The organism is Vibrio sp. D417a (assembly GCF_030248595.1).
GTDB classification, from domain to species: Bacteria; Pseudomonadota; Gammaproteobacteria; order Enterobacterales; family Vibrionaceae; genus Vibrio; species Vibrio alginolyticus.
In genome coordinates this window covers 59,624-79,250 of record NZ_JAHGAM010000007.1, presented here as the reverse complement: position 1 = coordinate 79,250, position 19,627 = coordinate 59,624, and the positions used below count along the sequence as shown (strand labels likewise).

Genomic DNA, 19,627 nt, shown 5'->3' with positions numbered 1-19,627 from the left:
GTCCCCTGTTATTTGGGCAAGTTCTATAACCTAAACTTTGCTCGCTTCCTATACTGAATTAACGAAGCAAGATTTTTATAACAACAAGAGGAAGCTTGTATGACAAGAACAACCTCATTTGCACTCGTTTTATTACTTATGTGCGCATACTTTGGTTACAACCGTTATTATGTATACCCCCAGCAGTTGGAAACACAGGCGAAGTCCATGCTAATACAAATGGCAAATCGCGAAGAGTGGGTAGATGTGTTTGAGATGATGAATCGCGTAGACGCGCATAAGGGCCATTTGGAACTTGTTGCTGACGTGACATCCTCTGATGGTCAGCGTGCGTACAGTGAAGGTATTATCACGTACACGGATCGCGAAGGCGTTGTCTGTAAACAGGTAGTGTTCAACTTTAAAATAAACTCTTTGAAAAACTACAATATTTCCGATTTACGAGATTGTTCCTACGGTGAGTACTATTAGTATTGTCTGAGAGTTGAGCTCGATAGCACAGTGTATGAATACAGAAACAAAAAATAGCCCTTCGTTGGGGCTATTTTTGTTTTTAAGGAATGAACGCAATATCGTGGGATTAGTCGAGTGATTTTTTGAAGCGAAATGAAGCGACAATAAGGCCGATAACGGTGAATCCAAGTAACCAAACTGTATCTCGCCATAGCTCCATTAGGTCTGCACCACGCAGCACCACGCCACGAATAATTCGCATAAAGTGGGTAGCAGGCAGCGCTTCTGATATCCATTGTGCCGCGACGGGCATTCCTTCATAAGGGAACATAAATCCGGACAGAAGAATCGACGGCAAAAGAATAAACACCGTCATCTGCATGGCCTGAAGTTGTGTCGTCGCAATGGTGGATATCACCAGACCTAAGGTTAAACTCGCGGCGATAAACAACAGCGTGCCAAACAATATCTGACTAATGGCGCCGTTTATCGGCACACCAAATATCCAGTGCCCCAAGCCTAAAATGATAAACACCTGAATCAGACCAACAAAGATGTAGGGAATGATCTTCGCCACCATGAGCTCGATGGAGTGGATTGGCGTAGTAATCAGTAACTCTAAATTGCCGCGTTCTCGTTCTCGAACAATGGCTGCACTGGTGAACAAGATCATCGTCATAGTCAGAATCACGCCCAATAAACCGGGGACAATGTTCACCGCCGAGCGCCGACTCGGGTTGTAATACAGCGCAACTTCAAAGGTTTTGGTTGGGGCTGGGCGTATCTCAAAATCAAAATCCGTTAACGGCATGGTTTGTAGTGAGAGAATCGCTGAGCTGATCATGGTGTCTGAACCATCCACAATCCACTGGCCAAGCTCTCTACCTTGCACCATGCGTTGGGTTAGGTCGCTAGGTAGAATTAAAGCCGCTCGCACCAAACCGTCTTGAATGGCTTGCTCGGCTTCAGAAGCGGTAGCGAAGGTTTCGACCACATCGACCACTTGTGTGACTTTGACGGACTCAGTGATCACGCGCCCGGCAGTGCTGCCACTTTGATCGACGACGCCAACGGGAATGTTGCGAATATCCGTATTAATGGCAAAGCCAAATAGCAGAAGTTGAATCAGGGGGATCATTACGACCATGCCAAAGGTAATGCGGTCACGTGAAAGCTGACGGATCTCTTTGATCATCACCGCTTTCATGCGGGCAATAGATTTCATCATTGGCGACCTTCTCCCGTCACGCTGACAAACACATCTTCCAAGCTAGGACGAGCAATGTTCATCTCGCAGCCATCAAGCTCAGGAAAGGTTTGGGTTAACCATTCGATCGGTTGTTCGATGTGCTGGTGGATCAAAATGCGTAAGCGAATGCCGAGCTGTGCGGCAGAACGGACTTCTTCGCGTCGAATGACTTTCTCTTTTAGCTCGCGTAAGTTATCCGCTTTGACTTCAACGATGTTAACGCCCATTTGGGCCATGAGTTCTTCTGGCTCACCATCGGCGCGGATTTCCCCCGCTTCCATAATAGCCAGACGATGACAGCGCTCTGCTTCATCCATGTAGTGCGTTGTGACTAAAATCGTCGTGCCTTGGTCAGAGAGATCAAACAACTGCTCCCAGAAATCGCGTCGGTTCTCTGGGTCAACCGCAGATGTGGGCTCATCGAGAAACAACAGTTCTGGCTTGTGCATAGTGGCTGCGGCGAGAGACAAGCGTTGTTTCTGGCCGCCACTCATTCCGCCGACGCGCTGTTTACGCAACTGGTCGAGACCGTAGGTGGCTAGTTGTTCTTCGATGCGAGCTTTCAGGGCCTTGGTTTCCATACCAAAGATTTGTCCAATAAACTCAAGATTCTCTTGAACCGTCAGGTCATCATAAAGCGAGAACTTTTGTGTCATGTAGCCAATCTTGAGGCGCAGAAGCTCAGATTGTTTTGGGATCTCTAGCCCGAGTACATCGACATTGCCCTCACTTGGGCTAAGCAAGCCAGTCAACACACGAATGGTTGTCGATTTACCGCAACCGTTAGGGCCAAGAAAACCATAAATACTGCCTTTGGGCACATTAAGCGTGATGTTGTTGATGGCGGTGAAGTCACCAAACTTCTTCACTACATTTTCAGCTTGAATCGCGTATTCGGTCATTGGCTTACTCCACCAAATCCACTTGCGCTGGAATGCCCGAAGGCAAGGGTTGTGCTGAGTCTTGAAGGTCGACTTCTGCTAAGTACATCAAACGCGAGCGTTCTTCCTCGGTAAGCGCGAAATAAGGCGTAAATGAAGGCTCAGTCGCTACCCAACGAACGGTGCCGCTATATGGTTGCTCAACGCCATCTACATGCACGTTAACCGTTTTACCAGGCACAAAGTCGACTCGATAGTTAGCAGGAACATAAACGCGAGCGTATGGGACGCGGCTGGCTTGTATTACAGCAACCACACCATTCACAGGAACGCGTTCGCCAAGGTTAAACGGTAGGTTATCTAACAAGCCATCTCGCGTGGCCGTGATGGTGAGTTCTGCCAGTTTCTGTTCTTGCAGTGCCACATCGGCTTTTGCTGCCATGAGTGCGGCTTTCGCTTGTTCAATATCTTCAGGACGAGAGCCAGCGGTCAGTTTGCTGAACTCTTCTTGTGAGGAGTCTAGCTCTGCACGGGCAGAATCTCTGGCTGCTAAAGCGGTGTCTTTTTCTGATTGGCTGATGAGCTTTTTACGAACTAATTCCGCTTTACGTTGGTAGTTCTTTTGCGCTTCAATCAATTGAGCTTCCGCTCTGGCAACGCGAGCTTGCGCTGCGGCAATGTCTTCTGGTCGCTCACCATTGGTCAATTTCAAAAGATAGGCGTCAGCCTTGGCTTGTTCGGCAACGGCGTGAGCTAAAACGGCTTCTTGGTTCTTTGTATCGAGCTGAACCAGCACTTCTCCTTCGGTGACTTGGCTGCCTTCCTTAATGGGTAGGGCACGAATTATCTCGCTAGAGGTTGCAGTAAAAGTTACGCGGTCACGCTCAAGCGTACCAAGGGCTTGCTGTCCGTCATCTTTGGAACAGGCAGTTAAAAGAGTCAGGGCTAGGGTGCAAAGAATGATTCGCTTCATCATGCGACGCTTCCTCTAAGAAGGTGAGTTCGAAATCGTATCAAGCTATAGAAGAGTGTGGGACTGCATTCAGTGTAACGTGAGTCAGTTTTGTCCGGCTAGGAAGTTAATTCCTTCAATATTCATCAATTGATTAATTATTGAAGCTGGCTTGATCCTGCGGAAGCCGTGCTTTACTTGGCTCTTTTAAGTTGATTACATGAATATCATTTAAACAAAAATCTTGCCTTTCATGTAGAGCACGCCGTCGCCAGATACTCTTACTTGTTCGCCAGCAACTTCACAGTGCAAAATACCTCCGCGCTGAGAAGCTTGGTAAGCGACCAGTGACGTCTTGCCTAATTCTTCTGTCCAGAACGGTGCTAATCCAGCGTGAATCGAGCCAGTTACGGGGTCTTCGTCACCACCATTTGCAGGCCAAAAGTAACGAGATACAAAGTCTTGTTGATCGCCTTTTGCGGTAACGACCACATCGTAAGGAGCGAGTGTCTTGAGGTGCTCTGAACGGTATTGAACCTCAAGTACCTCCTGCTGGTTGCCGACCACCACGAAATACGCTTGAGGGCTAAGCAGTACGCGTTCCACATCGCAACTTAGGCCTTCAATCAATGCCGAGGGAATATCAGAAACGGCTTTTGGAGGACGAGCAGGGAACGTCATCTCGATCTTACCTTGCGCATTCTTCTCTACGGTGAGGGTTCCTACTTCCAGAGTATGAAATTCAATCGTGCCATTAATGCCAAACTCATCAAACAGAACTAACGACGAGGCCAGTGTCGCGTGTCCACAGAAATCGATTTCAGTAATCGGAGAGAACCAACGAATCTCATATCGGTTTGCGCCAATGGATTTTAGAAAAGCCGTTTCCGACAAGTTGTTTTCTGTCGCGATATTTTGCATCAATTCTGGGGCTAGCCATTCCTCTAACGGTATCACCGCTGCTGAGTTGCCTTTGAATTGCGTATCGGTGAAGGCGTCCACCACGTAGATATCCAATTCCATTTTCCTTCCTTGTTCCGTGAGCGATTAATTAGCATAAACCAAGTGCAATTAAGAGAGTGAGAAATTTGTGTTAGAATCTTAAAGTGTCAAAATTATAGATTATTTTGTGTTTTTTGATACTTACTGACAAGGATTCGGACTGCTGGGTACTTACACTAGTGTTGAATTCATTGAAAGGAAGAAAAACATGAAAGCGATCTACAAATCAGTTTTGGCATTGAGTGTTTTTGCGGTCGGTTCTGCCCATGCATTTGAACTCGTGAGTAGAGATATTCAAGAAGGCCACCCGATGGCGAAGACATTTGAATACTCTGGTTGGGGATGTGATGGCGGGAATCAATCACCACAATTGATGTGGAAAGAAGCTCCAAAGGGCACAAAAAGTTTTGCGATCACCGTGTATGACCCCGATGCGCCAACAGGCAGTGGTTTTTGGCATTGGATAGCGTTTAATATTCCATCCACCGTTAGCGAGCTGCCTCGAGGCATTGATATGAACAAGTTAGGCGGCAAAGAATCTCGTATTGACTACGGCACAACGGGGTTCGGCGGCGCGTGTCCTCCAAAGAATGATGGGATGCATCGTTACCAGTTTACGGTGTGGGCATTGCCAACTGACGAACTGAATTTGGATGAAAACACGCCACCAGCCATTGTAGGGTTTACTTTGAATAGTGTTGCTTTGGGTAAAGCGACATTAACCACGACTTACACGCGATAATTGAATATAAGGGGAGAGAATGGGTCACCAATATCAGGTTACGCTGTTTCGTGCGGAGCAGCAGCAGAAGCTTCGTAATGTCAGGATTCACTCCCCAAGCCTTATTCAGATTGTTAAGGGGAGTAAACATCTTTTCTGGAAAGATGAAGTACTCGACATCCATCATCCAAATATCATGCTTTGTGAAGCAAATGCATCCCTAAATTTTGAAAACCTTCCTCTACAAGGGCGATTTCTTTCTCGAATGTTCAGTTTTCACTGTGTGCCTAGCGATGAAATGTTGGAGCTAAGCATGAGCAACGCATTAGGAAACTATGTACCCGTTGTTGCGACAGATAAAGCATTGCAAGCGACGTTAAATGCTTTGTTTTCGTTTGAGCGGGAAAGCTTAAGTGAAGCGACACAACGCTATTGGATTATGGGCCTATATCAGCAGCTAGCTGAGAGAGGGTTATTGCATCGGTTGTTCTCGAGTTCACATATCTCTTTTAGTCAGAAACTTAGTCGTTACTTATCGCGCTCTCCAGGGGAGGAGCATCCATTAGATATGGTCGCGGGGCACTTTGCTATGAGCCGAGCAACATTGATACGAAAACTGAAACAAGAAGGTACCCAGTATCGTGAAGTATTGGCAGAAGTGCGCTTAAATCACGCACTTTACTTGATGCAAAATGGCTCGTATAACGTTGCTATGCTCGCACAGTTGTGTGGTTATCAGTCAGAGGGGCGTTTTAGCCAACGCTTTAAAAGTAAGTTCGGCCTAACGCCCAGCGAGTATATTAAAACGGTAGTGAGTTAATGTTTTACCGCTTTTGTATTTTTTGTGCTTTTTAAGTTAGCCATAATATTTGGCTTTCATTCGCAATGCTACATTCACCAAAGCAATCAACACAGGCACTTCGATCAGCGGACCAATGACACCAGCAAAAGCTTGGTCTGAGTTTAGGCCAAACACCGCGATAGAAACCGCAATAGCCAATTCAAAGTTGTTGCCTGTTGCCGTGAAAGCAATTGACGCGTTTTTGTCGTAGTCGATGCCCATTTTCTTACCAACGAAGAAGCTGACAAAGAACATCAACACAAAGTAGATAGCCAGTGGAATTGCTACACGGAATACATCCATTGGCAGTTCAAGAATCATTTCACCTTTCAAGCTGAACATCAGTACGATGGTCGCAAGCAGGGCGATAAGCGTAATTGGTGAAATGCGTGGGATGAATACGTCGTTGTACCATTGTTCACCTTTCGCAGCGACCAGCCATTTGCGGCTTAGGAAGCCCGCTAGGAATGGGATACCAAGGTAAATAAGAACGCTTTCCGCGATGTCCATCATCGAGATATCAACTACGAAACCTTCGTAACCAAAGACTGGTGGCAACACAGTGATAAACAACCATGCCATCACACTGTAAGTCACGATTTGGAAAGCGCTGTTTAATGCAACTAGGGCTGCGCCGTATTCTTTGTTACCACCACCGATATCGTTCCATACCAATACCATCGCAATACAACGAGCAAGACCGATCAGAATGATACCAACCATGTAACCCGGATGATCACCTAGGAAAGTCAATGCAAGGATGAACATCAAAATAGGGCCGACAATCCAGTTCATGACCAAAGACAGCGTGATTGCTTTTTTATCTTTCGTCACTGTGCCTAGCAGGTTGTAGTTCACCTTTGCGAGTGGCGGGTACATCATCAAAATCAAACCAATCGCTAGCGGTACGTTTGTGCTACCAACTGACATTGACTCGTTCCACTCAGCAACTTGAGGGAATGCTGCGCCAATACCTACACCGATTGCCATTGCAACAAAAATCCACACCGTTAAGTAACGGTCCAAGAAGCTCATTTTGTCGCTGGCACTATTTAAAACTTGAGTAGTCATAGTGTTCTCTTATTCGTTTATCGTCGAAAGGCGATAGTTAAAGGTATAGTTTATCTCTGCACGCCTGACCAGCGTGCAAAGGGAATTAATCAAATAACTTGGAAAATCCTAGATTGAACTGATCAAACGCGTCGCGTTGAATGCGGTAACACACCTTAGGTGGGTTTGGCTCGGCGCTGATAAAGCCTGCTTGCTTGAGAATACGCAAGTGCTCGGAAACAGTAGATTGCGCAAGACCCAGTTCAGAAACCAAATCACTGTTCAAACAACCGCCCATGGTATCGAGCGTGTGCAGGATATGCAGAATGCGCAAACGTGCTGGATGCGACAAAGCTTTTGCTTGCGCTGCGAGAGTTTGTTCTTTCTCGAGCTGTTGTTGCGTTGTCTGAAAAACAACTTCGCACGTGTCCTTGCACTTATCACTCATTCGCTGGCCTTAATAGTTAATCGTCGAATTGCGATAAAGTGTACGCCTGCTCTGTGGAAGATGCAACAACTCGATGAAAAAATTAATCGTAAAATAACGATGAATAAAAAATTGAAAAAATATATGTTTTAAAAACAGTGATATAATAAAAAATTAAGTAGGTTACTAAAAGTTAACTAATTGCACTATATTTCTAGGTTACCATAATAAACCACATCCGACGCACAATGGTTACTGCGTCATCTTGTGAACTTATTTAAAGGTAATCCCATGAGCAACGTACTGATCATCAATGCACACGAACCATCACCATATTCAGAAGGTCGTCTAAATGCTTCTCTTGTCGACAAAGCACAGACGCTTCTGCAAGCAAAAGGCCATGAGGTTCGCGTTGTGACAATGCAAGATGAGATCAACGTAGATGAGCAACTCGCACACTTTGAGTGGGCTGATCGCGTGATCATCCAAAGCCCAATCAACTGGATGTCTGTGCCTTGGTCATTCAAAAAATACATGGACGACGTGTTTACTGCGGGTATGGGCGGCGCACTATGTGCATTCGATGGCCGTAGCGCAGAAGAACCAAAGAAAAACTATGGTACAGGCGGCACTCAAACCAACAGCAAATACATGCTGTCACTGACATTCAACGCGCCAGAAGAATCGTTTGATGATGAGAGCGAATACCTATTCCAAGGTAAAGGCGTGGACGATTTGATGTTCCACATGCACGCTAACTTCCGCTTCTTTGGTATGTCAGCACTGCCTACATTCGCTTGTTACGACGTGATGAAGAACGCAGATATCGAAAACGATTTTGTTCGTTTCGAAGCTCACATTAACGAAAACTTCTAATCCTTTTAGAAAGATAGTGCGAACTGAATGATGAATTGAGATGGACTGCTACATGCGGTCCATTTTTATTTGTTTGCGGCGAGGTGACGTTTTTATTACTCTAAAGCACTAAATGTATCTAGCTTACTTTTCGTTACCTAGATTAGGTGCGTATCTTGAGGTGTATTGTGGAAAGCAGAATCAGTGTAGATAGCAAAGGTCGTAAGTCAGTGGCGAACGTATGTGCGGAGCCATGTGCTATCGAGAAAGGGATGCGTCTAATTGGTGGTAAATGGAAAGGTTCTCTGATTTATCATTTGAAAGACGGCCCAGTTCGTTTCAATGACTTAGCACGCATGCTAGGCGGTGCAAGTAAAAAGATGATCGACCAACGCCTGAAAGAGTTAGAAGCGGAAGGTATGGTGGTGCGCAAAGTGATCAGCGACCGCCCAATTGCAGTCAGCTATGAACTAACAGAGTTCGGCCGTACCGCACTTAAGATTCTTGATGATTTGCGAATTTGGTCTGAAAAGCATCAAATTGAGCTTCGTTAAGACCAAAGTAGTTAATCGCAAACGTCACTCTCTTTTGAAAGCTGATTAACAATACATCGCCGTTTATACCCAAGTAACTTAGATGTACTTCATTCAAATCGTAATTTGTTTCGTAAAACAACGTACTCTTTCGAGTCAGGCATATCGAAGCTACTTGAGCATAATCGTACTTTTTAAGTTTTTGATTTTTAGTTATTATTTTATCATACTTAGTAAGTTGTAGAATAAATCACTCACTTCAGTTGAATTTAAAAAAGCACTATTTAATTCCAGTTTCTTTTCAAAATCGGAATATTTATCGAATTCCTCTTTCTCAACTAAACCTATTGGTGAGTTGTCGTTAACGTGGCTTTCATATTTTTTGATGGTATATAATTTAGACTTTTCGTCAAAATATTGAATTATCTTAATGTTAACGTCAGGTCTCTCCGTATTATACGTGATCGTAATTTTTTCATAATCTTTATTAATCGGAGTCGTAAGCCCTGTAGGGTAGATGATTTTAAACCCATTAATGTCATTCTTCTTCGTGCTTTTATAATGTTTTGAGTATGAAAAGTTTTCAATTGCACTTTTAGTGACGATAATTGATTCACCTTTCTTTAAACCGTATTCGGTACATTCATAATCGTCGACAACCGTAGAATTTCTTGTCTTTTCAATCAGGTAGGACATGGTTGCAGATGTCCCTCCGTGTTCCAGTTTTTGTTGGTTTACAGAACAATAGAAATGACCTTTGTCCACCGTCATTGCGTTGACTTGTTCCGGATTTGAAATGGTGGGATGTATATCTTTTGCTGGATCGTTGTCGCTTCCTCCTGAACCGCATCCAACTAATCCGATACAAACGGCCATATAAAGCAAAGAGATTTTATTCATACTGTATTTCTCAATTAAGATGTGTGATTGCAAATAACGATTAATTACACTTTTATAAAGTGAAGTGTTTTTTATTTTAATTGAACGGTGTTTTATTGATAATTTAATCGTTTGCTTTTATTTTGTCTCTTACGGTATCTATGTTTTCATTTATGGTATGAATTATTAGATTTGCACAATTGTGAGTTGCAATAGGATAATAATCGCTAGCCAACTACTTGTGTAGGTACCGTTATGATTTATATATCCGTTAAGTCTAAGTTTTTAGTCTTAATTTCATGTATTTATCGTGAAAGTGACTTAGAAGTAAATAACTAACGTTGTTTGAGGGGAGCCTGGGCTTCACTGATCTTGTTTTTCATCAAGGCGTTGTATAATGAACAAGGACTCTATTTCCAACTTGTTGATACATATCAGATCTCACGGATCTGATATGTATTCCAAGTTATTCTCACTAAGGCAAGAATCCTAGCTTATTTAAGGATAGAAAGTTTACTTGGGTGTAGAAGATATTAGTAATCCAATGTGCCACGGATAGGGTAGTTATTGTTTGGATCGCGAATCCATGCCAATCCGCGTGATAGTGCGCCAAGCTCAGGGCGAACAAACGGGTTGTTTGAAATATCCACCACGTGTAAGTCGCCGTGTTCATTCACCACAAACAGACCTGGTTCTGCGAAATTATGATCGGTTTCCTGTTCAGATCGAGGAATAGATACATACAAGCCTAGCGTTTTCATTTGTTCTTCGGTCAGGCCGTAAGCGATAGGGAAGCTGATTTCGAGTTTCTCTAGATGCCCCTCTAGCTGTGCTTTTGAATCGCCAGAAACGGCAAGAATATCGACGCCAGCATCAGCGAAAGCCTGTTTGTAACTCTCAAGCTCGTTGAGGTACTTAGTACAAAGAGGGCAGTGTTTACCACGATAAACGAATACTGCTTGCCAAGTCGCATCACCTTGCGGCTGACCCAACGTTACGCTTGAACCATCTAGCAAAGTGGCTTGAAGATGAGGGAAGCTGTCGCCCGCTTTAAGTTTCACTGAAGTTGCCATATTGACTCCCGAATTGGTGGTGTATATCCATGAATGCCCCTTTCTCAACAAAGCGATTGGGGGATGAGACTTCAATGTAGACTCTGTTTTGCGGTGTTTCAACTAGTTAACTTTTAGTAACCTGCAATAAGGTATTAGAGTGCAAAAGATGAAAAAGCAGAACTTAAGATACAACGAAGTGGGGGTGTAGTATCAGGAGCTAAGTTCTGCTTGAGGTTAGGCTATGACCACTGGAACATATCGTTAAGATAGACCAGAGTCATCACTTCTATTTTATTACTCGATTGAGCTAGGCGTTGCTGAAAAAAGTACGCCATCATTGGCTTCTTCATTTCTTCCTCCTTTACGCTGACGAGTAAATTATGCGTATAAAAGGGGAGATAAAAAAGAGAGTGATTTTGTTGACTTTGTTCCTAATAACGTAAATATCTGGGGCTTTAAAGCCGAATTTGGAGGTTGATTGTGGAAAAGGGGAACAGATAATTAGGAAGTTTTCTTATTTTATTGCCGCCAACTTAAGTAAACTATTCCTATCCACAAACTTCACAGCTCTAAGGTTGATTCAGTGTCTGATCTCAATTTGTTTCGCTATTACCAACGATTACTCTCGTTTAGCGTTGGTGATGAAACAAAAACCACGTTACAGGACATTGCCGACATCATGTTCACTTCTTCTCGGCATGCTCGTAGCCTGCTAGCGCAGATGCAGCAGAAGGCGTGGTTGAGCTGGCACCCGAAAGCTGGGCGGAACCAACGATCGACTCTTATTCTGAATATGGAGTTAGACGTTTTAAAAGAGAGCTTGGCTCTTGAACGTATCAAGTTAGGCAAGTATGAAAAAGCACTGGCGATATTAGATGAAGACGAAATGGCATTTGGCCGTTTGTTAAAAACAACGTCTGGTGCTTCTGTTCAAGAAGGACAGCTAAATATTCAATTAACCTATAAGCGAATGTTTGAGCGCGTCGTTCCACATCAACTTCAGCGTAGCAGCGAACGTTTCTTATTAAGGCAAATCTATTGTTGCTTAGTTTCGAGTGATAACAATGGGAAAGTGCAACCAGAACTCGCACATCACTGGCGTTATGACGAAGACACCTACGAATGGACTTTCTACCTTCGTCCAGGTCTGACTTTTCATAATGGTAATTCCATTGATGCAGAAACAGTGGTTAGCTTGTTTGCAAAGTTGAGTTCACTACAGTACTACGAAAAAGAGTTGGCACATGTTGCTAACATTACTGCGCCAACGCCATTGAAAGTTGTTTTTAAGCTTAATCGAGCTGACTTGGGCTTTGCTGGACTTATTTCTGGAGTGAAATACGGCATTCAACCAGTAAGCCAAGTTAACGTAGCGAATAACAAGCTGGTGGTCGGAAGTGGCCCATTCTCTGTTGTCGAGCACAATGAAAGTCGTTTAAAACTGCAAGCATTTAATGGTTACTATGCATGTAGAGTTCTAACGGATTTGGTGACTATCTGGATTGTTAATGACGAGCAGATGGAGAACCCGTCATTGGCAGCAAATACGTTGCAAAGGGATACTTCGCCCGAGGAGGATTTGTGTGGACACTATATGTCGACGCAAAACCGAGAAAACTCATCGGCGAGCAAGCGTAGCCGAATAGAAGATGGTTGCTTATTCGCCTTATTTAATCAGCACGCTAAGCACAAACTCTCTTTAGCGCAGCGCCGTTATATTAGTGAGCTAATTCAACCTGAGCACTTGGCCGAAGTGATGCGTCGCGAGAATATTGTATTTGGGAGTATACCCGCTTACAACCTGCTACCAGGTTGGAAGCCAGTGCTCCGTCCGTTCAGTGAGCCGCTTAAGTTACCTAAACACATTACGATAGCCGGATATAACTATACCGCGTTGCGTCGCTGTGCGCGGGCTATTTCTAATCGTTTGGTGAGTGTTGGCAGTAAAGTAGAAATTGTTATGTATTCCTATCGTGAGCTGAACGAGAAAGCTAAGAATGGTGAGCTAAATGAGACGATGGTCGTGACGAACATAAACCTAGATGATAATCGTCATGCCTCAGCGTTCACGAACTTCTTCAGCAACGCTGTGCTATTCCACACTTTGGGAGAGAAGAACGCACAATGGTTGGATGAACAACTACAGAGAGTCAGATCTTTCGTTCCACTTGAGGACTACCTTAATGCATTGGAGCCAATTGCATCGACGTTGATCAGCGAGTATTGGATTGCACCCATGTTCCACCATACACAAACTTTGCGTTTCCAAGGTGTTTTAGAAGACGTCGCTCTTACTAACTGGGGTTGGCCAGATATTCGCTCGGTGTGGTCTGCGGATTAACTGCCTTAGTTATATAGCAAAGTGCTGCTTCACGAATTCAATGAAGGCTCTGGTTTTCGCCGATTGATAGATGAGCTGCGGATACACCAAGTACACCGCGTTGTGCTGGTGGTCGGTTTCTTCCGATAAAACCTGCACTAGACGGCCGTGCTCAACGTCTTGTTCGACAAAGTAACTTGCTAACCGAGCAATGCCATTGCCAGACAGGGCTGATTCTTTGAGTAAGCGGTTTTCATTGCTTGAAAGCCAACCTTGGGTTTGAACTGTTCCCGTTTTTAACGGCCACTCTTTTTGATGCAATGTGGTTAAGCATTGATGCTCTTGTAAATCATCTAATGTCTCCGGCGTACCTTCTTCTTGCAGATACTGAGGAGAGGCAACCAGCCAGTGGTGGTAGTCCAAAAGGTGATGCGCAATCATATTCTCTGGCGGCGTTCTTGTCGCTCGAAACGCAAAATCAACGCTGGTTTCTGTCAGATTAAACGCTTGATAGCTAGAAAGGATCTCGAACTCTACGTTTGGATGTAAAGCGCGAAACGCTACGCACAAATCATGCAGCACCGCTTCAGCAAACATCTTGGGAGCGGTAAGACGAATCAGACCGTCTATTTGCTCAGATTGCTGACTTAAACTCTTTTCCATTTCCATTACGCGGCGTTTGAGATCTTCCGCTTGTGCAAAGATCGATTCACCTTCTGCCGTCAATCTCACGCTGCGTGTGGTTCGAACAATCAAAGGCGTGGCGAGTTCCGATTCCAATCGTTTGATTTGTTCCGACAGGTAACTTTTAGAGATACTAAGTTGCTCTGCTGCTCTAGAAAAGTTGAGTGTTTGAGCCACTTCAGCAAACAGCATCAGTTTTTCGATTCTCTTATAATCTGCCATCTTGATTGCTCGTCTTTATTGTTCGCTTTAATTGTTCGGTAGCGAGGATAATGAATTCGATTTTACGGTATTAAACTAATTTTTACGAACGGTAAGATGGTTCGAGTTAACTTAAGAAATTGAAAACGCAGAAATCGGAAAAGTGAGAATAACGATGAACAATCCAACACTACCGCTCGCCAAAACCTTACCTAACGTTAGCCGCTTGGTCTTCGGCTGTATGGGACTTGGAGGGGAGTGGAATCGCAACCCATTAACCGCCCAAGATGAAAACCAAGCTTATGCCGCTGTCGAGGCAGCATTAGAGGTAGGCATTAATCTCTTTGATCATGCGGATATCTACAAATTCGGTAAGGCAGAAGAAGTATTTGGGCGCATCTCAGCCAATGACTCAACGTTACGAGAACGAATTTACCTGCAATCCAAGTGCGGCATCCGTCTAGGAGATGAGCAAGGTGTTAAGCAGTATGACTTCTCTGCTAAATGGGTGACGGCTTCTGTTGAGGGCATTCTTGAGCGCCTTGGCGTGGAAAACCTTGATGTTTTAATGCTGCATCGTCCTGATCCTTTGGTTGAATTTGAAGAACTGGGCACAGCGCTAAAAGCTCTGAAACAAGCTGGCAAAGTTAACCACTTCGGTGTTTCTAACATGAACAGTGCTCAAATTGATCTTCTTCAACAAGCAACGGGCGAAATTGTTGTGGCGAACCAGTTGGAAATGAGTCTGGCTAAGTCTGACTTCATCAAGCAAGGCATGGGGCTTCCTTCGTCGGCATCTGACTACGTTGCGGGAACATTGGAACATGCCCGTAAGCATAATATCCAACTGCAAGCGTGGGGCAGTATGGCGCAAGGAAGATTCTCAGAGCGTGGCTTACATTCTGATGATCACAACACCAGGCAGACGGCGGAGATGGTGATGGCGCTAGCCGCTGAATATGGCGTGCCGTCAGAGGCGATTGTTTTAGCCTTCCTAACGCGTCACCCAAACCAAATTCAACCTGTTATTGGTACTGCAAACCCACAACGTATTCGCGCTTGTGCTCAAGTAGAGAGCGTCACGCTATCACGTAGCCATTGGTATGGCTTGTTCGAGAAAACCCTTGGTCATGAGATCCCGTAGGAGAGAAAAATGAAATACGTACAAGTTCAAACTCTGATTCAAACGGCATTGGAAATTGCGACTGCTCGCAAGCAAAACATTGCGGTTGCCGTGGTTGATACACATGGAGAATTGCTCGGTTTTGCCCGAATGGATGATGTGAGTCTGCAAGCAGGTTTGTTGGCACAGAACAAAGCTTACACCTCGGCTAGAGACCGTCAGCCTAGCGGCAATCTGGGTGCTTGGGCTCGTGAGACGGGTAAGCAGTTGAGTTATTGGACTGACCCGAAGATCACAGGCTTTATGGGTGGTGTGCCTATAGAACAAGAGGGGAAAATCGTCGGTGCAATTGGCATTAGCGGTTTGGCTGAGCAAGATGATGAAGCACTTGCGATGGAAGTATTAAACGCGCGTTGAGTATAATGTTTATCAGTAGGTGTGATGCTTTGTCCAGCTTTGTACTCACTGTAGGGACTCAAGTTCACAGGCTTCGTCGAGTCACAATGCTATCTAATAGCCTGAAGTAAGCAGAAGTTGAAATCGCGAACTATGATTAATTTATTTGAAAGCTTTGAGGCCTAAATATGTTTCATAAGGTATTCGTTTCGCTATTTTTTGTTCTCCTCTCAGGCTGTGGTACGAGTGACAGCGCGTTAAAAGAGAGCGGTTATGATGAAGCTTATATCCAAGGCTTTCATGACGGTCGGCATAGTGGTATGCAAGAGGCAGGGAATGATTTTGAACACTATATTAAGGACGAAACAAGGTATCAAACCGACTCAGATTATCGACAAGGCTGGGATGCTGGTGAGGTAGAGGGTAACAAGTTACAAAAGCAGGCGACCGCGATAGGACAAGGCATGATTGATAATTCATATGAAGAACGTGATGTCTTTGATCCTGATAAAGTGGCGAAAGATGCAATAAAAGGCGTTGATACATCGGAACTGAAAAGCCTAGAGTAACGGACTGATATAAAGAATAAAACTCGTCATTTGACGAGTTTTATTTTTGTCTAAACGATTCATGTTTCAACGCTCAACAGGGCATTCATCGTTTGGGTATGAGCAATGTCGTTAATCACCTTTCTTGTTCTTTTGTTCAAGGACTAACGATAATAGACGAACGAGCAGGGACTGAGCTTCCGGTGAGAGCAATCGCGCCACGGCCGTTAGGTCATTTGCTGTGACATGCTGAACATCACGTACATCTAAAGCAATATCTAGGTCAGTCAAATGAAGCGAACGCAATATGGCACGATATTGTGAGAGTTTAAGATCGGACTCTCCGCGCTCGATCCTTTGATATGTTTTTACGCTCATTCCAGCGATGTTTGCCATTTGCTCACGGGAGAGGCCATTCGATTTTCGTCTTGCGATCAGTGCTTGAATTATAGGGTCTACCTGCATGTGCTCTCCTGAAAGGACAGTTTTGACCTAAACGGAGCAAGAAGTGGACCAGTTTAACCACCACATATTTACCTGCTTTGCAATCAGTATAAAAATAACTGTCTTATAAAAACGTAAATATTTTAGTCAGTTATTAACTCAATGGAAAAGTATCAATCATACAAATCAATAGAAACGAAAGCTTCTATTCGCAAAATGCAACGCATTTTAGATCATTTATTTAGTGAAATTGATCAGCAACATCGTGAGACTAAAGAGAATGTTGTGACACTGATTCAACAGTCACAACAGCGATTGATGAACTACAAAGAGCTTTACCTTCACAAAGAATCGATAAGTGAAGTAGAGCTGCGGATGGCGCATGAAAATATGAGTGAGACTGAGAAGCAGGTCGCCGATATGGGTATTCCAGTGTTAACTTATATCATTGGCGCGCTAGATAAAGCGTATTAACACAGTCGTAAAGTCGGGCGATACAAGATTTATGCAATTTCGATCAATTGATGACATCTAAAAGAAAGGATGCAAATGCTGGGGAACCACACCCAGCATTCGGACACTCATTTACCTATATTTTCGAACCGTAAATCAGTGTTTAGAGGTATGTGAACCGAACAGTGTCGGTACGCAGCGAATAATAGCGATATTGTCCGATCTAGGCTACGTCCTTGGAATCTAACACCTTCACTTAAACTGTAAATTAATCTGTACACCCAGCCAAATTGAGCCATTGAGCACGTTCTTCCTTCTCTTTAAGCGATAAAAGACTAATTAGTGACGAAAAAAACAACACATCTTAGGTAAAAGATAAGAGTTGTTAAAATATATCGCTATAAGATTGACCTTTTGCTTTTCAATCGTCCTGCTTATGCCTTACAATCTTTTCGAACCAAATCCATTCATAACGAATGGGGTTGATGAATTAAGATGAACAATTTTGCTTCGAACCCAAAGTTGCGCACATTTCATCAACGATGACATCGCCAAAAACGACTCTCAAGTGTTCATGTGCAAATGATTAACCACCTTTTGTTGCGTGTTTTCTTAGCCATACAGGGCTCTTGTAACATAGTGCTCTTGTAACTAAATTTTGACTAAGTCGGAGCGTTTTGTTGTGTGCTTTAGATAAAGCACAACTGGTGAGAAATTAACGGATTGAATTTAGAGGTATTAACCGTGAACCTAAAACTTGTCGGTAGCTCCCTGATCGTTGCAGGTACTGCTCTTGGCGCTGGTATGCTTGCTATACCAATGGTGCTTGCTCAATTTGGCCTCCTTTGGGGCACTCTTCTTATGTTGTTCATCTGGGCTGGAACGACTTATGCTGCGCTGCTCCTTCTTGAAGCCAGTTGTAAAGTAGGTGGTGGTGTGAGCATGAATGCAATTGCTCGCGAAACGCTTGGTAAAGGAGGCCAGTTGGTAACCAACAGCTTGCTTTACGCCCTGTTAGTTTGTCTATTAATGGCTTACATCATTGGTGCGGGTGATCTCGTACAAAAAGTAACAGCCTCATTTGGGCTTCCAACATCTACGATCTCAAGCCAAGTCGGTTTTACTCTTTTAGTTGGTATCATTGTTTCGGCAGGTACAGGGGTAGTAGATAAGCTGAATCGCGGTTTGTTCCTAGGCATGATCGTAGCGCTGATCCTGACACTTTTTGCGCTTGCACCAAGCGTCTCGTTTGAAGGACTTGATGAGGTTGTGAGCGACGATAAAATGGCACTTATCAAAACCAGTTCGGTGCTTTTCACCAGTTTCGGTTTTATGGTCGTGATCCCATCGCTTGTAACTTACAACAAAGAAGCGAGTAAAACACAGCTGCGTAATATGATTATCGTGGGCTCAACTATTCCGCTTGTTTGTTACCTATTATGGTTGTTAGCGGTTGTCGGCAATCTACCACCTCATGAGCTTGTTCAATACTCCAACGTAACAGAGTTGATCTCGGTACTAGGTCAGCAATACGAGGGCTTAGAGTTCATCCTATCCATGTTTACTGGTTTGGCACTGCTAACGTCGTTCTTAGGTGTTGCAATGGCGCTATATGATCAAAATGCAGACCTACTGAAAGCAAGTAAGCCAGTGATTTTTGTTACTACTTTTGTGCTACCACTATTAGGTGCTGTATTTGCGCCAGAACACTTCCTAGCTATTCTCAGCTACGCGGGGATTATTCTTGTGTTTCTCGCGGTCTTTGTCCCGTTATCAATGACCATGAAAGTGCGCCGAGTGCCGGTAGAAGATGACAATATTTATGAAGCTGGTGGCGGCGCAATGGGAATGAGCATGATCTTCCTATTCGGCTGTTTCTTGCTGTTTGCCCAAGCAGTATAAAATCACGCTAGCTTATTTAAAAACTGAGCCGCTCGTAGTCAAACGGGCGGCTTTTTTGTATTCATAGCCGAACCCAGGCCACTCGAAGTCATCAGCATTTGTGATGTTTGACGTTTCTCTGATAATCACGGTTAGCGCTGACTTTTTAGTAAAACTCCTTAGCGAAAGGCTGACATGTACAGTGATTCACCCTTCTATTATATCGATGTTGATATGAATAAGAGGCTCTGTTGTGTCAAAGCAATTATCTTTTGCCATGGTTGGCGTTATGTTGTCTTTAGGTGTGTTGAGTACAGAAGCGGTGGCTGACCCGAAGCATAAGCATGGACATCGGTACGATCACCATCATGCGCATCACCACCATCATAAACACAAGCGCAAGCACAAGCATAAACACAAACATCGTGACGTTATTTATGTGGAGACCCGACGACCAAGGCGCAGTTACTATTACCATGACCGAATTCCTCGGAATAGTACCTACATAAAGATTGGAGATTTCACTTATCTAAAAGTGGACGACCGCTATTATCGTCGTTCTAATGATCGCTATATCCATGTCGAGTTCAATTAAACTTGAAAGGACACATAGTCGGCGTTCTTGTAATGTTGAGCTTAATAGCACCAACATGGCACATGTAACATCGACCAATACTAG

The 19,627-nt window shown here is 44.1% G+C and carries 22 protein-coding genes; 12 read left to right on the top strand and 10 right to left on the bottom strand.

All coding sequences use genetic code 11. The annotated features are described in order from the left end of the window. Positions 1–99: 99 nt before the first annotated feature. Complete coding sequence (locus KI742_RS08295; RefSeq protein WP_005375433.1) at positions 100–471, top strand: hypothetical protein; 372 nt, start codon at positions 100–102, stop codon at positions 469–471. A gap of 109 nt (positions 472–580) precedes the next feature. On the opposite strand, the gene KI742_RS08290 is transcribed toward KI742_RS08295, so the two are convergent. The 4 genes from KI742_RS08290 to KI742_RS08275 form a co-directional block, all read right to left on the bottom strand. Continuing rightward, positions 581–1,678 (bottom strand): ABC transporter permease, encoded by a 1,098-nt coding sequence (locus KI742_RS08290; protein WP_017635233.1) that lies wholly within the window; start codon positions 1,676–1,678, stop codon positions 581–583. After that, on the bottom strand, positions 1,678–2,604 hold the full coding sequence (locus tag KI742_RS08285) for an ABC transporter ATP-binding protein (protein WP_213885946.1): 927 nt from the start codon (positions 2,602–2,604) through the stop codon (positions 1,678–1,680). Before KI742_RS08285 ends, KI742_RS08290 begins: the two co-directional genes overlap by 1 nt. 4 nt (positions 2,605–2,608) lie before the next feature. Beyond that, positions 2,609–3,559 (bottom strand): HlyD family secretion protein, encoded by a 951-nt coding sequence (locus KI742_RS08280; RefSeq protein ID WP_373417462.1) that lies wholly within the window; start codon positions 3,557–3,559, stop codon positions 2,609–2,611. A 207-nt stretch (positions 3,560–3,766) separates the two neighbouring features. Continuing rightward, complete coding sequence (locus tag KI742_RS08275) at positions 3,767–4,558, bottom strand: PhzF family phenazine biosynthesis protein (protein WP_285385731.1); 792 nt, start codon at positions 4,556–4,558, stop codon at positions 3,767–3,769. Between the two features lie 187 nt (positions 4,559–4,745). On the opposite strand from KI742_RS08275, the gene KI742_RS08270 reads away from it, so the two are divergent. Next, complete coding sequence (locus KI742_RS08270; RefSeq protein ID WP_213876026.1) at positions 4,746–5,279, top strand: YbhB/YbcL family Raf kinase inhibitor-like protein; 534 nt, start codon at positions 4,746–4,748, stop codon at positions 5,277–5,279. A gap of 19 nt (positions 5,280–5,298) precedes the next feature. Then, the gene (locus KI742_RS08265; protein WP_213876028.1) at positions 5,299–6,078 is read left to right on the top strand and encodes a helix-turn-helix domain-containing protein; all 780 of its coding nucleotides are present in this window, start codon (positions 5,299–5,301) and stop codon (positions 6,076–6,078) included. 36 nt (positions 6,079–6,114) lie between these two features. Here KI742_RS08265 and arsB read toward each other — a convergent pair whose 3' ends face one another. Beyond that, positions 6,115–7,170 carry an ACR3 family arsenite efflux transporter gene (gene arsB / locus KI742_RS08260; RefSeq protein ID WP_005385145.1) on the bottom strand — a complete coding sequence of 352 codons (1,056 nt, stop codon included), beginning with the start codon at positions 7,168–7,170 and terminating at the stop codon, positions 6,115–6,117. Between the two features lie 85 nt (positions 7,171–7,255). Beyond that, the gene (locus KI742_RS08255) at positions 7,256–7,597 is read right to left on the bottom strand and encodes a helix-turn-helix transcriptional regulator (RefSeq protein ID WP_005375451.1); all 342 of its coding nucleotides are present in this window, start codon (positions 7,595–7,597) and stop codon (positions 7,256–7,258) included. 270 nt (positions 7,598–7,867) lie between these two features. Here KI742_RS08255 and KI742_RS08250 point away from each other — a divergent pair, with 270 nt between their 5' ends. Beyond that, entirely contained in the window at positions 7,868–8,452 is a 585-nt protein-coding gene (locus tag KI742_RS08250; protein WP_017635228.1) for an NAD(P)H-dependent oxidoreductase, read from the top strand. Between the two features lie 167 nt (positions 8,453–8,619). Then, complete coding sequence (locus tag KI742_RS08245) at positions 8,620–8,985, top strand: helix-turn-helix domain-containing protein (protein WP_005375456.1); 366 nt, start codon at positions 8,620–8,622, stop codon at positions 8,983–8,985. 195 nt (positions 8,986–9,180) lie between these two features. On the opposite strand, the gene KI742_RS08240 is transcribed toward KI742_RS08245, so the two are convergent. Together KI742_RS08240 and KI742_RS08235 are read right to left on the bottom strand one after the other, a co-directional pair. Next, on the bottom strand, positions 9,181–9,864 hold the full coding sequence (locus tag KI742_RS08240; protein WP_213876032.1) for a hypothetical protein: 684 nt from the start codon (positions 9,862–9,864) through the stop codon (positions 9,181–9,183). Between the two features lie 512 nt (positions 9,865–10,376). Continuing rightward, positions 10,377–10,916 carry a redoxin domain-containing protein gene (locus tag KI742_RS08235; RefSeq protein ID WP_005385152.1) on the bottom strand — a complete coding sequence of 180 codons (540 nt, stop codon included), beginning with the start codon at positions 10,914–10,916 and terminating at the stop codon, positions 10,377–10,379. 565 nt (positions 10,917–11,481) lie between these two features. Here KI742_RS08235 and KI742_RS08230 point away from each other — a divergent pair. Beyond that, the gene (locus KI742_RS08230; protein ID WP_053303779.1) at positions 11,482–13,239 is read left to right on the top strand and encodes an SgrR family transcriptional regulator; all 1,758 of its coding nucleotides are present in this window, start codon (positions 11,482–11,484) and stop codon (positions 13,237–13,239) included. Between the two features lie 9 nt (positions 13,240–13,248). On the opposite strand, the gene KI742_RS08225 is transcribed toward KI742_RS08230, so the two are convergent. After that, entirely contained in the window at positions 13,249–14,124 is an 876-nt protein-coding gene (locus KI742_RS08225) for a LysR family transcriptional regulator (RefSeq protein ID WP_213876034.1), read from the bottom strand. Between the two features lie 154 nt (positions 14,125–14,278). Between KI742_RS08225 and KI742_RS08220 the strand changes: the two genes are divergently transcribed. The 3 genes from KI742_RS08220 to KI742_RS08210 all read left to right on the top strand — a co-directional run bounded on the left by KI742_RS08220 (position 14,279) and on the right by KI742_RS08210 (position 16,191). Beyond that, positions 14,279–15,247 (top strand): aldo/keto reductase family oxidoreductase, encoded by a 969-nt coding sequence (locus KI742_RS08220; protein ID WP_213876036.1) that lies wholly within the window; start codon positions 14,279–14,281, stop codon positions 15,245–15,247. 9 nt (positions 15,248–15,256) lie between these two features. After that, positions 15,257–15,643, top strand: coding sequence for a heme-binding protein (locus KI742_RS08215; RefSeq protein ID WP_017821615.1), 387 nt, complete (start codon positions 15,257–15,259; stop codon positions 15,641–15,643). A gap of 167 nt (positions 15,644–15,810) precedes the next feature. Next, the gene (locus tag KI742_RS08210; RefSeq protein ID WP_005375467.1) at positions 15,811–16,191 is read left to right on the top strand and encodes a hypothetical protein; all 381 of its coding nucleotides are present in this window, start codon (positions 15,811–15,813) and stop codon (positions 16,189–16,191) included. A 111-nt stretch (positions 16,192–16,302) separates the two neighbouring features. On the opposite strand, the gene KI742_RS08205 is transcribed toward KI742_RS08210, so the two are convergent. Further along, a complete protein-coding gene (locus tag KI742_RS08205) occupies positions 16,303–16,635 on the bottom strand; it encodes a helix-turn-helix transcriptional regulator (RefSeq protein ID WP_031780945.1) in 333 nt (110 codons plus the stop codon). 141 nt (positions 16,636–16,776) lie between these two features. On the opposite strand from KI742_RS08205, the gene KI742_RS08200 reads away from it, so the two are divergent. From KI742_RS08200 to KI742_RS08190, 3 genes are all read left to right on the top strand, one after another. Next, complete coding sequence (locus KI742_RS08200; RefSeq protein WP_005375472.1) at positions 16,777–17,088, top strand: hypothetical protein; 312 nt, start codon at positions 16,777–16,779, stop codon at positions 17,086–17,088. A 723-nt stretch (positions 17,089–17,811) separates the two neighbouring features. Then, the gene (locus KI742_RS08195; RefSeq protein ID WP_053303777.1) at positions 17,812–18,969 is read left to right on the top strand and encodes an amino acid permease; all 1,158 of its coding nucleotides are present in this window, start codon (positions 17,812–17,814) and stop codon (positions 18,967–18,969) included. 232 nt (positions 18,970–19,201) lie between these two features. Then, complete coding sequence (locus KI742_RS08190; protein ID WP_080276968.1) at positions 19,202–19,543, top strand: hypothetical protein; 342 nt, start codon at positions 19,202–19,204, stop codon at positions 19,541–19,543. Positions 19,544–19,627: the final 84 nt, after the last annotated feature.

Bases quoted from the DNA above. Each gene is read 5' to 3' on its own strand.
- KI742_RS08295 (WP_005375433.1), top strand. From the start codon at position 100: ATGACAAGAACAACCTCATTTGCACTCGTTTTATTACTTATGTGCGCA.
- KI742_RS08290 (WP_017635233.1), bottom strand. From the start codon at position 1,678: ATGAAATCTATTGCCCGCATGAAAGCGGTGATGATCAAAGAGATCCGT.
- KI742_RS08285 (WP_213885946.1), bottom strand. From the start codon at position 2,604: ATGACCGAATACGCGATTCAAGCTGAAAATGTAGTGAAGAAGTTTGGT.
- KI742_RS08280 (WP_373417462.1), bottom strand. From the start codon at position 3,559: ATGATGAAGCGAATCATTCTTTGCACCCTAGCCCTGACTCTTTTAACT.
- KI742_RS08275 (WP_285385731.1), bottom strand. From the start codon at position 4,558: ATGGAATTGGATATCTACGTGGTGGACGCCTTCACCGATACGCAATTC.
- KI742_RS08270 (WP_213876026.1), top strand. From the start codon at position 4,746: ATGAAAGCGATCTACAAATCAGTTTTGGCATTGAGTGTTTTTGCGGTC.
- KI742_RS08265 (WP_213876028.1), top strand. From the start codon at position 5,299: ATGGGTCACCAATATCAGGTTACGCTGTTTCGTGCGGAGCAGCAGCAG.
- arsB (WP_005385145.1), bottom strand. From the start codon at position 7,170: ATGACTACTCAAGTTTTAAATAGTGCCAGCGACAAAATGAGCTTCTTG.
- KI742_RS08255 (WP_005375451.1), bottom strand. From the start codon at position 7,597: ATGAGTGATAAGTGCAAGGACACGTGCGAAGTTGTTTTTCAGACAACG.
- KI742_RS08250 (WP_017635228.1), top strand. From the start codon at position 7,868: ATGAGCAACGTACTGATCATCAATGCACACGAACCATCACCATATTCA.
- KI742_RS08240 (WP_213876032.1), bottom strand. From the start codon at position 9,864: ATGAATAAAATCTCTTTGCTTTATATGGCCGTTTGTATCGGATTAGTT.
- KI742_RS08235 (WP_005385152.1), bottom strand. From the start codon at position 10,916: ATGGCAACTTCAGTGAAACTTAAAGCGGGCGACAGCTTCCCTCATCTT.
- KI742_RS08225 (WP_213876034.1), bottom strand. From the start codon at position 14,124: ATGGCAGATTATAAGAGAATCGAAAAACTGATGCTGTTTGCTGAAGTG.
- KI742_RS08220 (WP_213876036.1), top strand. From the start codon at position 14,279: ATGAACAATCCAACACTACCGCTCGCCAAAACCTTACCTAACGTTAGC.
- KI742_RS08215 (WP_017821615.1), top strand. From the start codon at position 15,257: ATGAAATACGTACAAGTTCAAACTCTGATTCAAACGGCATTGGAAATT.
- KI742_RS08210 (WP_005375467.1), top strand. From the start codon at position 15,811: ATGTTTCATAAGGTATTCGTTTCGCTATTTTTTGTTCTCCTCTCAGGC.
- KI742_RS08205 (WP_031780945.1), bottom strand. From the start codon at position 16,635: ATGCAGGTAGACCCTATAATTCAAGCACTGATCGCAAGACGAAAATCG.
- KI742_RS08200 (WP_005375472.1), top strand. From the start codon at position 16,777: ATGGAAAAGTATCAATCATACAAATCAATAGAAACGAAAGCTTCTATT.